Here is a 12,385-nt window from a genome sequence, read left to right on the forward strand (position 1 = left end):
AGCGCGCAACGGTCCCCTGGGGACCGCTCCGCAGATGGGCACTCACATCGGCGTTCCCGTCCTCGGTTGTTGACGGTATGCGTGCTGCACCGCACGTCGCGCTGCCGTTCGACACGATCCTTCGCCGCGCAGCCGTCCCCAGGGGACCGTTCCGTTGAGCGCCATGGAGGTCTGCTTCATGGTCTTGCATGCGCTCTACTCAGGTTTTGCGCAGCATGTCGCGCCGTCGCCCGGCGCTTCACCGCACAGCCGTCCCCAGGGGACCGTTTCTGCCGACCGCCATGGAGATCTACTTCACGGCTTTGACAAGCCCTGTGCTCAGGATTTGCGCAGCAGATCGCGCAGGCGCTCGATGTGCTGCCGGGCCACCTCGGGCGGCACGACGTTGCGCGGCGGCTCGGTTGGTGGCGCTCGCGCCGCCGATGGTGTTGGCGGTGCCGGGCCGGTCTGCTTGGCCCAGGCATTGAACTCGCCGCGCATGGCGCGCTGGATGATGCCGAACAGATAACCGGCGGGGTTGCGGATGCCATGCTTGCCGCACCGTGCGGCCCATTCGTCCAGCACGGCCTGCCGCAGGGCAGCGTCCACCTGCTGCAACGCCATCTTGGCTCCGGCCTGCTGTTCCGCCTTCAGTTCCGCGAAGCGCTTGGGCCATTGCAGGTCGCCCAGCGCACGCGCCTGCGCGGTAGTACGTACTTCATCAATACGACTACTACGTACTGTACGGTCCTGCTTCGAATTCCGAAGAGCGCCGTCTGGCGCGGGTTTCGGCCCTGCTTCGGATTCCGAAGATGGGCGATCGCCATTCCGAAGAAGGCTCGCGGGCCCTTCTTCGGAATCGTGGACCGCATCCTCCTGTGGATAACTTTCGGAGGCGGTGATGCCCTGGTCGGCCAGGCGCTCGGCGAGCACTTGCAGCCGCGACGGCAAGGTGCGTCCGGACAGCATCGGGTCGTCCGCGATCTCCTGGAGGGTGTTGAGTCCCACCACCTGGACGGCCTTGGCCGAATGCCCCAGCGACTGGCTGACCAGGGCCAGGTAGTCGGCGTCGAGTTGCATCGCCTCGAACGGCGTCAGCGGTTCGTCGTGCAGGACGTAGAGGTTGCCGAGGATGCGACCGGTCTTGGGGTCGCGCCGTCGTCGCACGAGGCTCAGCCAGCGCGTCAGGCGCAGCAGCGTCAGCGCCCGCGCCACGGTCTCATGGGAGGCCTGGCCTGCGCAGGGCATCGACGCCAGCCAGGGGCGCAACTGCTCATAGGTGGGAAATGCCGTGACGCCATCGTCGTTGAGCATCAATCGGAACACCTGCCAGGCGTTGCGCTCCAGCGGTGTCAGGCGGCGGTCGAGGAACAGCCGCCGCGGCACGCTCTCGTGCCGATTGCCACTGAACAGGAAGGCGTCGCCGGACGTAGGAGGCGTGGGCGTTGGAGCAGGCAGGGACGCGGGAGCGCCAGAGCTGGACTTGGGCGCGAGGTCCTTCAGCGCAGCGTCGAACAGGTCGGCGAGTGCGATGGGGCCAGGGCGCTGGGCTCGTGGGGCGGTGTCGTCCACGGCCATGGCCTAGCCCAATCCCTGATCGACCCAGTTCCTGATCGCGGCCCAGACCACCGAGAGCGGCAGCGACATGCCCTCGGCCAGGTCCATGGCCGCATCGAGAATCGAGGTCTCGTCCTCCAGATCGACGTTCCTGCTGCTGGTCACGGCTTTCCATTGCCGCCACAGTTCGGTGTCCTGGGTCTCGTCCAGGACGGGGTGGCGCCCCTTGCGCTTGGGCAGGCCGAGGATCTCCCGCCGCAGGGCGACTTCCTGATGGGTCAGGCCATAGAAGCGGCTGACCATCTCCGTGCTGGCCCCCAGCCGCAGCATGCGATCGACCGTGGCGATTTCCTTCTCCACGTCCTGTGCCTGGTTGAGCAGGCGCTGCAGCACTTCGCGGTTGACCGTGACCGAGCACCACGAGACGCTGGCGTTGGCCAGCACGCTGATCAGCGCGGGGTGCTTGAGCGCATCCAGCTCGGCCTCGCCGAAGCCCATGGCCTTGCAGCGGCGCAGTTGGCCGTTGCGAAGGTCATACAGCGCCTGGGCAATCACGGCCTGGTTGAGCGGATGCGATGTGGACATGCGGCCTCCCTCGCTCACGTCCCGGGCGCCGTGGTGCCGGCTTCCAGGTCCAGCAGACGCCGGGCGAGGCGCAGCAGCCGAAAGAGCTTGACCAACGCCGTGTCGCTCAAGCGCCTTGCGCCGCTGCCATGGCCTTGGCTCTGGCCGTGCAACAGGGTCGGCAGGTCGGCGGCGAGCTGCGCGCCGTCCAGGCCCGCTTCGGCGACGGGCTGACCCGTCAGGGAAGTGAGCAGCGTCAGCACCGCGCGGCCGAGCGGCGACGGGGCTTGGCCGCGGGCGCGGCACGCAAACCCGATGCCATCGGCGCGATCCTCGATGCACTCGTCCAGGCCTGCCTCCCCGGCGATCTCGCGCGCGAACTGCGCGATGTGGATGCGCAGCCGATCGGGCGTGTCCAGGCCGGCGTCGATGTACCAGACGTCGGAGATCGGATAGAGTCCGCCGGCTTGCACCGGGATGGACTGCAGCACGCTCGCCGAGAAGTCGGGCGGCAGCGCATCGCCCAACTGGTCGGCGACCATGCGCTGGATCGATTGGAGCCGTTCTGTCGTCGGTGCTGGCGAGACGATGTGCTCGCGAAGCAGATCGCCCGGTGCGGCCGGCTGGCTTCCCGTGGCCGCTTCGCCAACCGCCGTGTCGTCGTGGCGCAAGGTGGGCTCGGACGCCGGAGGGCTGGCGGGTGGAGGACCGGCCGCCGCTGCAGGCGTGGCGATGGACGATGCTGCGCCCGGCGGAGTCGGCGTGCCGGCGGTGGGCGAAGGCAACGCCGGCTGCGCCGCAGGTGGCGTCGGGTCACTGACCAGCGCCCGGTGGCGGCTTTCCGATTCGGTCAGGTCCAGCGCCAGCACGTCGTAGCCGATGCCCAGCAGCTCGGACATCTGGCCGATCAGCTCGTCTTGCACGCGCTGCGGCGCGAACTCGTCGCCCTGCGTGTCGAACTGCGCCAGCACCTCCTGAAAGAAACTGTCGAAGTCCAGCGGCAGCGAACGGTCCTTGGCGTAGTGCTCCCAGGTGCGTTTGCAGGCCGTGCGCATGACCGACAGCCGCTCGACCTGGTGGCGCCCCAGGCCGCCATAGAGCACAGTGGGAATGGCGGGCAGCAGGTAGCGCACCGCGTCGGCCATGCGGGTGATGTGCGACCGCTGGACGGGGAAGCCATCGGCCGCCAGGCGGCGGGCCAGTTCCGACTGGCTCAGGGCGGCGCCGCTCTCCTGCTCGTAGAACTCCCGTGCTTTCTCGACGCCGAGCGCGCGCTCGATGAACGTGAGGCCGCCGCGCAGTTCGTTCTCGGCAAGATGCCCGGTCAGCGCGACGATTTCACCGCGCTCCGGCCATGGTCGGAACAGGCACGATATGCGGAAGAAGCGTTCTTCCTTGGTCTCCGACCAGAGTTCGCGCAGGATCGCCAGTCGCGTGTTGCCGCCGTTGCGGATGATGTAGTGGTCCTCGCCGGGCCTGCGCGTGATGGCCGGCGCCGCGTCCAGGCCGCGCTCGCGGATGGATGCCTTGATTTCCTCGTAAGCCGGGTTGCGCTTCATGCGCGGGTCATGGTCGTAGGGCCGCAACTGGTCCAGCGTCACGACCATGGGCGTGTCCGCGATCGGGTCGCTCAAGGCCGTAGCCGCTGGGCCGCTGCGCTCGAAGCCGGCCGCGAGCAGCTTGCCTGCCATGTCCTGCGAGGTCATGTCAGCCATGGCCGCACCCCTCGCAGTCCCCACGACCGCCGGCCGGCGCCATGCGGGCCTCTCGCTCGGCGCGGCGGATCTGCGCACGGGCGTTCAATTCGGCCCGGTGGTCACTCGCTGTCGAACTCGTGTAGATCGCCGCGCAGCCGGCCTTGGTGAACTTGAGGTGCCCGCCCGGCGTGCGCTTGACGTGCCAGCCCTCACCGACCGCGAACTCGATCAGGGCGCGCAGCCGCTTGTGGCCGCGGGCCAGCTCATGTGCGTTCGCCATGGGGCCTCCCAGGATCAAGAGGTCGCTGCGGGCGGCCGGATACTTGAGCCAGTCGGTCCTGCCATTGCGGGAACAACTCGCTGGCGAGCGCGCGCATCGTGTCGAGCGCGGCAGGGGCGACTCTGCCGGGCGGCTGGCGGTGCTCGACCCGATGCACCGGCAGGCCGCGCGTTGCGGCACGTGGATACGCTTCTATGGCCGGCACGTCGGTGGCGAGCACGCGGATGCCGGCGCTGTCCTGGAACAGGTCGCGCAAGGCCTGCTGGATCAGCCGTGCGTTGGCGGACACCGGGTGGACGCGGTTGATGAGCAAGTGCAGCGGCGGCGGTTCGATGCCCAGGTGCCGGTACGGCGCAATGTCTTCGAGCAACTGCATGGTGCCGCGCCGCAGCTCGCGTGCCGCGAGGATCTCCGGCGTGACGGGCGACAGCGCGAGATCGGAGGCGAGCACCGCCATCTCCAGCAGCACGGAACGCGCGCCCTGGGTGTCGATCAGCACCAGGTCGTAGAGGGGAGCAAGTGCTGGCAGCAGATGCCGCAACCGCAGGCGGCCATCCGGCGCATGCAGCAACAACGTGTTCAGCTCGCCCCGGTGGTCGTCGGACAGCACCAGGTCCAGGCCCGCGATGATCGTGCGGGACACGAGCTGGCCAAGGTCGCGCTCGTTGAAGGCCAACAGCTCATAGATGCCGCCCGGCGCGCGCTGGGTCAGTTCGTAGTAGGAGGACAAGGTGGGCTGCACGTCGAGATCGAGCAGCAGCACGCGCAGGCCCGCGTCCGCGGCGAGCCCGCCCAGGTTGGCGGCCGTCGTGGTCTTGCCGACGCCGCCCTTCGTTGAAATGATGGACACGACCTGCATGGCGCTCTCCGGCTGGGAATGGGAAGTCCGCGGGAGAGCGGGTCAGGTCCGGTGGTTGAGGCGCTCGGCGATCCACTGGTCGATTTCGATCGAATCCCAGCCGACAGCGCGCACGCCCAGGCGCAGCGCCTGAGGGAACTGGCGCTTCTTCATCAGGTTGTAGATGTGGGCGCGTTTGAAGCCGGACTTCGCTTCGACTTCATCGAGCCGCAGGATGCGGCGCTCGTTCGGCGGGAGTACAGGGGTCTGCGACATGGCGGTCACTCCTGAACGCTCGGTGGCGTTTGTTGGCGTGACCTCTATTCAATAGACCTGGCTGCGGAAAGACATTGCAAATGCAATCTCCGCGATTGCACATACAAGCTGGATAACCTCATGCGCTTGCGCTACGAACGTACCTCTTAGCGTTGGCGAACTTTCCGTTTAAGGTGCGCTCAGTGATGCCCATGGTGCCGCCGTAGTGGGCGACCAATGCAGAGACAAGGGCCTCCTGCGTTTTGAAGCTGGAATAGGGCACGCCTGAAGGCGACTGGCTCAGCATCAGCGTCAACATCCCTCCAATGATGTTGAGATAGGTCGTTTCCGCCCGTTCGCTGATCTCGCATTGCTTGGATGCCAACAGCACCGAGGATTGCTTGAGTAGCGTGTCGTGCTGCTCCTGCAGTTCTCGCATCTCACGTCGGGCTTGTTCAAGCGCGGCCTGAAGGGCCAGCCGCTCCACGAGGATCGCCTGTCCTGTTTCCATGGTGATGAAAGGATGCGCCATGCGTTCGCCACGGCTGAACAGAAATCCTGGCCGGTGCTCGGGATAGTGGGTGCGCATCCAGCGTTTTAGATCGACATGGCGAACAGTCAGATCCAGAGAATTGAGCAGGTTCGGATCATTGAGCGTGATCCCGTTCTTGCCGTAGGGCAGCTCTCCGTTGAGGATGCCGTCATAGATACGTTCCGAGTGCAGCCGGCACTCATTCCATCGAGGGCAGTTCAGCGACCGAGGCAGGACACGCGGTGACGCGATCGTGGCCAGGATCATCGGGAGATACCGCAGCAACCCAGCCCATCGGATGGCCGCCTCGATGGGACGATAGAACACCTTTGATGTTGAAATGTCCTTGTGCATGTCTTCGTCTCCTTTCGGGTGCGCTACATCACCGGCTCCTTTCTTGCCCAAGGGCTGTTGTGTCGTTATGGCCTGCGACGGACGCTTGAGGCGATGCCCTAAGCGAAGGCGGAGGAGGCCATTGGCGTCCGCCGCAGGTGGCCTTGTCTTGCTTGATATGCAAGAATCGATCAGTTGCCGGCCCATCGAGCGATGAGGACGCAAGCTCGATATTGGCGCTCACGGTACCAGCGTCATAGGTGGCGCAAAGCCCATCAAGACCGATTTGGTATGGTCTGATATCCAGACGGTTCAAGACCAGCGAGTTGAAGCGTTCGACGCCCCTACGTCCAGTTGGGGACTGGAAATCAGCGGTTAGTGATGCATCGCTCCACATGCTGATATATCGACAAAGTATCTGCCGCAGTACCAGTGACCCTGCCAGGTTGCCCCAGCACATAGGAGACGGAGATGGCTGAACATTCCCATGAACATCAACATCACACATCCGGTCAGATGGGTAAGCACGGCCGACCATACGCCAAGTTCTGGGTGAACATGGTGTTGGGCCTCGTCGTCATGTACTTCGTAATGTTCAGCATGATCGACGGCGCCAGGGACTTCAGAAACAATCTCAACATGCTCTACATGGCGGTCACTATGTGGGCGCCAATGGGCATCTTCATGCTAGCGACAATGCCCGGCATGTTTCCAAACCGGCGGCTCAATCTCGTGCTGTACGGCTTGTTTGCCGTTCTCACACTCGGTTCTTTTGCCGCTACCCGTGCTCAAACCGGAATCGGCGATCGACAGTTCATCGCGTCTATGGTCCCGCACCATTCGGGAGCGATCCTCATGTGCCGCGAGGCGCAGCTCTCAGATCCGGAACTCGTCAACCTATGCCAAGCGATTTCCGATGGCCAGCGCGCGGAGATCGAGCAGATGAACCGGATTGCTGCACGCCTTCGTTGAGGCTGGCTGCCACTACACTGGCGCCGCGTTGCGCTCCGGCGAAGTTAGCCGCAGCGATGTAAAGATGAGTACTTGCGGTGTTCCGATGCCGGCGGTTGTGTCCTACAGCCGTCCAGGTGCCAGGTAGTCCACGCGACACCACCCCGCGCTGCCTGCGGAGCGAGCGCAAGTCATGATCGTCGCAAGTTGGAGTTCGATAGCGAACCCGCTCAGCAGCTGGACGCATCAGGCGTAACGACGGGTGGATGGATCATCCTTGGACGCTGGTGGAAGTGGTTGGATGAACTTTGTTGCCGAGGGCGAAAAACAAGGCTATAATTGAGTTCTTCGCTGATCACCACAGTGGAGAAAGTGATTGGGAAACAGAGACTTAGCGCTCTAGTGCATGACTCGTTTCCCGCTCCAAACATGATCCAGGTTTCGGCCTGGGTCGAAGAGAAAAGGGCCTTCGGGCCCTTTTTTCGTTTCTGCGATCCGCACCGCCCTGGTGCTTTTCCCGATTCCCCCCATGTTCCCCTCGGCAGGCCGCTGTCCCGCCGCATCTGCTCGCTCGATCGTCGAGACGAAAAAGGCCACTCGTGGAGTGGCCTTCTCTGGTGGAGCGACGGCGGCGATCAGGGCAGCGCTTTGAGCACCGTCAGCAGGCTGGTGAGGTTGTCGGCCACGCCCAGCTGGCCGATCTTCTCGGTGGCGCCGCCGGCGGCGCTGGTATCCAGACTGTAGATCTGCATCACGCCCATGTTGGAAGCGGCCAGGGCAAGGGCGTTCTGCTGTTGCTGGGCAGCTACCGAATTCTCGAACAGGATGCCGGTGGAGTGGGCCATGGTCTGGAAGATCGAGCCCAGCGCCATGGCCGGGGCTTCACCGATCACCTTGACGTTGGACTGGGTGACGGCATCGGTGATCTGGTTGTTTACTGCGGTTGGGAAGCTCATGGTGATTCTCCTGAATCATTGCGAAGGATGTACGGCGACTGCTTGGACCCGGCGGGTCAGGCTCAGGTGAAGGATTTCAGTACGGTCAGCAGGCTGGTGAGGTTGTCGGCCACGCCCAACTGGCCGACTTTCTCGGTGGCTCCGGCATCGGCGGCGGTGTCGAGGCTGTAGATCTGCATCACGCCCATGTTGGAGGCGGCCAGGGCCAGGGCGTTCTGCTGTTGCTGGGCGCTCACCGCGTTCTCGAAGAGAATCCCGGTGGAGTGGGCCATGGTCTGGTAGATGGTGCCCAGCGCCATGGCTGGCGCCTCACCGACGACCTTGACGTTGGACTGGGTGACGGCATCGGTAATCTGGTCGTTGACTGCGGTCGGAAAACTCATGATGTGACTCCCTGTGAGTGAACGGCACGGCTCATGTCGTGCTGTCTTGATGAACGCTCCAGCCAGGGAGTTGTGAATCCGTCGGCGCCAGGCCTGGCGGGCGGCGAAAATGCAAGCGCCCCGCGAGGCGGGGCGCTTGTCGGTGCGGTCTCATGCGGCGGGCGGGTCGGGCTTGTCCGGCGGCGGTGCGGACGTGTTGTGGTTGCTCTGGTTGAAGATGGCGATAGCGTTCTCCAGTTGCTGCTTGAGCGAGCCGAAGTTCTGCTCGAAGCACAGGCGTACCTCGCTCTTCACTAGGTTGGCCAGGCGGTCGGCAATCTGCGACATCACCAACTGGTTGGCGCTTGCCTGGCCGCTCTGCAGGTGGCTGGGACGCAGTTCGGCCAGGCTGCCGGCGGCATTGACCGCCTCAAGAATCGCCTGCTCGCCGCTGTCCTGGGCGCGGAGGGCCTGGGTCGAGGCCTGCTGGACGTTCTGCAGGATCTGGCGGATGGAGCCTTCGGAACGCTGCCGGCCGTTCTCGATCACCTGTTCGGCCTGCTGTCGCGCGTGCACGGCCGGATCGCTGCTGGCGTCGTTGCCGAGGCCGAGCTGGAACTGTCTCAACTGCTCGTGTTCTTCGCTGGTGAGGGGGCGTTTCAGCCAGCGTTGCGCCAACTGGACCAGATTCCTTCCCAATTCTTCCGAGATCGACATGCGCGGACTCCTCTGCGATAGACGCGCGGTGCGCGGGGTGTCGTGGCGAGGCTTCAGTACTGCTGCGTGCCGTCCGCCGAGGGGGCCTGCGCGCTGCCGCCGGTATCGCCGGGGTAGGCGGCGGCAGCGGCCTGCAGGGTGCTGTAGGCGGTGCTCAACTGCACCGCCAACTGTCCAAGGCTGGCCGGGTCGTCCACGCTGTCTCCCTGGGACAGGGCCTGGAGCCAGCCTTGCAGGCATTCGGTGAGGAGTGCCTTGACCTGGGTGACGAGGGTTTCGAGTTCTTCCTTCATGACGCTTCTCCTGGGGTGGGTGCTCATCCGAGCAGTTTCAGCACGGCCAAGAGCTTGGCCGCATCGCTGTCCGATATTTCCAGCAGGCGCTTTCCGCTCGCCGGCCTGCTGGGGGGCGGTTGGTCCCGTGTCTCCTCGCTGGCGTCCGGCGAACGCTGCGCCGGGCGGTCCGCGGCGGCGAGCGCGCGGCGTCTGATGTAGCGTGCGTAGGCGCTCATCGGTCGCTCCTCAACTGCTGCGGGTGGAGATGCGCACGACCGAGGCGGGGGCGGCGAACCCTTCGAAGCGCTGCAGCTCTCGGTCCCGATGGGGCGCGCCGGCCAGGTCGACGGCGCCGATGGTTTCCTCCCAGTAGGCGCTGCCCAGTTGCACCAGCAGGCGTTGGGCATTCTCCAGCGAAGCGACCGGTACCCGGCCGTGGCGGTCCGCGGCGGCATAGTTGAGCAGGAGCGCCATGCGGATCGCTTCGTCCTGTACGTTGGAGTGCTCGACACCCTGGCCGTCGGCGCCCAGCAGATAGGAGCGCCAGTTGAGGACCTGGGCGAAGAGGCGCCGGTAGGCTTCGAACTGGAAGTAGCGATCCTCCTCGGAGCGGTAGAGCGCGCACTGACTTGCGAAGAACTGTTCCAGCGCAGGTTTCGCCCAGCCGGGTGTACCCGGGAGATGTCCGCCCAGTTCGTCGAAGCCGCTCTGGCTTTCCGCCAGGGCATGGACGTACTGCATCTGTTGTGGGTCCAGGCGCTGTTCGCCCTGGTAGGCGATGGCCAGGCTGAGTTCCTTGAGCTGGTCGGTGCCGACGTATCCGTCGAGATGGCGCAGGCCACGGTTCAGGCGGTATTCCTGCAGCGAGTCGAAGAGGCCGGAGGCGCCGGTAATGAAATTGCTTCCCAGGTTGGTGTCGAAGCACAGCTCGGGGAACTTGCTGGCCAGATAGTTGCGGTAGTAGTAGGCATGGCCGATGCGCAGGCTGAACAGATCGCTCTCCAGCAGGCGGCGGTAGTAGCTGTTGCCGTCGGCGTCGCGGCTGGCCAGCGCCTGGCAGAGGTTCACGACGTTGGTGCGGGCGTAGTAGGCGACCAGGGCCTGGGTAGTCCCGCTGGTGATGTCGAAGCGGCGTAGCCGCAGGCCGGAGGAGGTCAGGCTGTTGCCGAAAAACAGTTCGTCGAAAAGGCCGGCGAGGGCGCTGGGCGCCTTGTCACGGTCCTGCAGGTTCTCCCGTTCGCGTAGCCGCGCCTTGCCCTGGCCGATGGTGTTGCCATAGCACTTCCAGGCATAGGCGGAGAGCGCTGCGTAGAAATCGTCCAGCGCGTTGGCGTTGCGCAGGAAGTAACCGCACAGCGACCGGTTGTCGTCGGACACCCCGGTCCCCTCTCCACAATGGATGTGCAGGACCACCTTGCGGGTTTCCGGCTTGCCGTCCAGGTAGCGGCGAAACACCGCGGCCTGTCCGAGGAGGAAGTCGAAGAACTGTCGGTACAGGCCGGTAGCGGTCTCCATGCCGAGCAGGTCGATGCCGACCAGCCGGGCCTGCGGTGGCTGCCCCTGCTGTATTTCGAAATGACGGAGGATCCTGTGCAGCTCGGCATCGAAGGCGGCTTCGCTGGCATAGCCATGCGCGGTGTGGGCGAGCAGGCGGTAGGCGGTCTTCTCGGAGGCGTTGAATTGTTCGAACAGGGAATCGAGGACGGCCACCTCGTCTTCCCCCGTCGCCGTCTGGGTATGGCTGATTCCTTCGTGGAGGAGGAACCCCAGCGTCAGGCAGGCGAATTCGCCCGGATGGCGATCGCGGATGGCGCCGCGGGCCCAGTAGGCGTCGTCGAACGGCGTGTACTTGTTGCCGCTCCAGATCTTGCGGTTGAAGTAGCGGACGAACTGGTCCGTCTCGCTGTCGCGAACCGCGCTCGCACCGAGCAGTTCCAGGGTGCCGAGGTAGATCGCCGGCTGGTCGATGGCCGCTGGCGGCGAGGTCCGGCCAAAACGTTGTGCCAGGATGAGGCAGGCGAGATAGATGTTCTCCGCCGCGCATTCGCCGCGCAGGTAGCCCTGACGGTCGGTCGCGGCGAACGGATTGCGCCTGACCATCCGCTGCAGAGCCAGTTCGAACAGTTCATAGTGCGCGGCCTGGCGAGCCTCCTCCAGCGCCTTGCCGTCGACCTCCGGAGCGACGCCGCGGGCACTCATCAGCAGCCCGATCAGGGAAAGCTCCTGGCCTTTCTCCAGGCTCACCTGCCGCTCGCCGACGCGGAAGACCCGGCGGTCGCGCGTCCAGCGGCTGTTGCTTTCCACCGGCAGGATGCCGGCGAAGTGACTATGGAAGTCGAAGGGATAGCGATGGAACCTGACCGGTTCTTCCAGCTTGAAATAGGCCATGACGGCTCTCCTGTGCCAGGGCCGGACGCCGCCGGCCCCGCCGGTGGTGGCTACGATTGGGTGTCCTTGCCGCCGCGACTGGCGAGGGTCTCGCTGTACTTGGCGATGCTCTGGTCGATCTTGTCGATGGCGAAGCTGGCCGATTCCGCCTCGATCGCCCCGGCCGCCGCGGCTACCGCGGCGGCAGCGCCCATCAGCAGGTCGGTGGCAAGGGCGCCGAGCGCGTCCTCGGCAGCCTGGGCCAGCTTGTTTTCGGCGATGTTCTGGGTCATCTGCCGGAGCAGGATCGCCTGGCTGGCCAGGGCGATCTTGCTGACTCCGTCGAAGTAGCTGGCGGCGGATTGCGCCACCAGCCCGGAGGCCTGGCTGATCATCATGTTCGGCGCGATGGCGATCTGCGACGGCGCATAGCCGGCGGTTTCGCTGTTGCTCATCTGCACCGCCTGCACGACTTGACTGTTCAGGGCGCTGGTGTCCGGCGGCGGCGCCTCGGTCTGCTTGAGCAGGCGCTCGCTCATGCCGGCCAGCGGCGAAGGGCGCGACGGCAGCTTCACGTCGCCGTTGGCGGACGCCCTGCCGCCGCTGGCTGGCGTCTGCCGGCCGGCCTCGCCGGGGGCGGCGGCTTGCTCGCTGTCGCCGGATGGCGCGGGCGCGGGCGCGGATTTCTTGCCGAAGCCGAACATGTCTGGGCACTCCTGGGA

Annotated in this window: 15 protein-coding genes; 1 reads left to right on the forward strand and 14 read right to left on the reverse strand. The window is 65.3% G+C overall.

Translation table 11 applies throughout. The annotated features are described in order from the left end of the window. Nucleotides 1–318: 318 nt before the first annotated feature. The 7 genes from LE197_RS05015 to LE197_RS05045 all read right to left on the reverse strand — a co-directional run bounded on the left by LE197_RS05015 (nt 319) and on the right by LE197_RS05045 (nt 6,056). A complete protein-coding gene (locus LE197_RS05015; RefSeq protein WP_003116837.1) occupies nt 319–1,557 on the reverse strand; it encodes an STY4528 family pathogenicity island replication protein in 1,239 nt (412 codons plus the stop codon). 3 nt (nt 1,558–1,560) lie between these two features. Continuing rightward, nucleotides 1,561–2,121, reverse strand: coding sequence for a DUF2857 domain-containing protein (locus tag LE197_RS05020; RefSeq protein ID WP_003090097.1), 561 nt, complete (start codon nt 2,119–2,121; stop codon nt 1,561–1,563). Between the two features lie 14 nt (nt 2,122–2,135). Further along, nucleotides 2,136–3,815: a ParB family protein gene (locus LE197_RS05025; RefSeq protein ID WP_004350508.1), complete on the reverse strand. Its 1,680-nt coding sequence runs from the start codon at nt 3,813–3,815 to the stop codon at nt 2,136–2,138. Beyond that, the gene (locus LE197_RS05030; protein WP_003050422.1) at nt 3,808–4,077 is read right to left on the reverse strand and encodes a hypothetical protein; all 270 of its coding nucleotides are present in this window, start codon (nt 4,075–4,077) and stop codon (nt 3,808–3,810) included. The genes LE197_RS05025 and LE197_RS05030 overlap by 8 nt, the downstream gene beginning before the upstream one ends. Then, complete coding sequence (locus tag LE197_RS05035; protein WP_003098988.1) at nt 4,061–4,936, reverse strand: ParA family protein; 876 nt, start codon at nt 4,934–4,936, stop codon at nt 4,061–4,063. Before LE197_RS05035 ends, LE197_RS05030 begins: the two co-directional genes overlap by 17 nt. A 42-nt stretch (nt 4,937–4,978) precedes the next feature. Beyond that, a complete protein-coding gene (locus LE197_RS05040; RefSeq protein ID WP_003090093.1) occupies nt 4,979–5,191 on the reverse strand; it encodes an AlpA family transcriptional regulator in 213 nt (70 codons plus the stop codon). 118 nt (nt 5,192–5,309) lie between these two features. Then, nucleotides 5,310–6,056: a hypothetical protein gene (locus tag LE197_RS05045; RefSeq protein WP_003098991.1), complete on the reverse strand. Its 747-nt coding sequence runs from the start codon at nt 6,054–6,056 to the stop codon at nt 5,310–5,312. 450 nt (nt 6,057–6,506) lie between these two features. Between LE197_RS05045 and LE197_RS05050 the strand changes: the two genes are divergently transcribed. Next, nucleotides 6,507–7,007 carry a DUF305 domain-containing protein gene (locus LE197_RS05050; protein ID WP_003098996.1) on the forward strand — a complete coding sequence of 167 codons (501 nt, stop codon included), beginning with the start codon at nt 6,507–6,509 and terminating at the stop codon, nt 7,005–7,007. Between the two features lie 614 nt (nt 7,008–7,621). Here the strand turns inward: LE197_RS05050 and LE197_RS05055 are convergent. The 7 genes from LE197_RS05055 to LE197_RS05085 form a co-directional block, all read right to left on the reverse strand. Then, nucleotides 7,622–7,942, reverse strand: coding sequence for a RebB family R body protein (locus tag LE197_RS05055; RefSeq protein ID WP_003108983.1), 321 nt, complete (start codon nt 7,940–7,942; stop codon nt 7,622–7,624). 62 nt (nt 7,943–8,004) lie between these two features. Beyond that, entirely contained in the window at nt 8,005–8,325 is a 321-nt protein-coding gene (locus tag LE197_RS05060) for a RebB family R body protein (RefSeq protein WP_003108980.1), read from the reverse strand. Between the two features lie 150 nt (nt 8,326–8,475). Continuing rightward, nucleotides 8,476–9,021 carry a hypothetical protein gene (locus LE197_RS05065; protein WP_003116566.1) on the reverse strand — a complete coding sequence of 182 codons (546 nt, stop codon included), beginning with the start codon at nt 9,019–9,021 and terminating at the stop codon, nt 8,476–8,478. A 53-nt stretch (nt 9,022–9,074) separates the two neighbouring features. Next, a complete protein-coding gene (locus LE197_RS05070) occupies nt 9,075–9,314 on the reverse strand; it encodes a hypothetical protein (protein WP_003116567.1) in 240 nt (79 codons plus the stop codon). A gap of 23 nt (nt 9,315–9,337) precedes the next feature. After that, the gene (locus LE197_RS05075) at nt 9,338–9,532 is read right to left on the reverse strand and encodes a hypothetical protein (protein ID WP_003116569.1); all 195 of its coding nucleotides are present in this window, start codon (nt 9,530–9,532) and stop codon (nt 9,338–9,340) included. Between the two features lie 10 nt (nt 9,533–9,542). After that, nucleotides 9,543–11,684: a hypothetical protein gene (locus LE197_RS05080; protein WP_004350281.1), complete on the reverse strand. Its 2,142-nt coding sequence runs from the start codon at nt 11,682–11,684 to the stop codon at nt 9,543–9,545. 50 nt (nt 11,685–11,734) lie between these two features. Next, entirely contained in the window at nt 11,735–12,367 is a 633-nt protein-coding gene (locus LE197_RS05085) for a hypothetical protein (protein WP_003108962.1), read from the reverse strand. Nucleotides 12,368–12,385: the final 18 nt, after the last annotated feature.

It is taken from the genome of Pseudomonas sp. PS1(2021), from assembly GCF_020405165.1.
Taxonomy (GTDB): Bacteria; Pseudomonadota; Gammaproteobacteria; order Pseudomonadales; family Pseudomonadaceae; genus Pseudomonas; species Pseudomonas aeruginosa.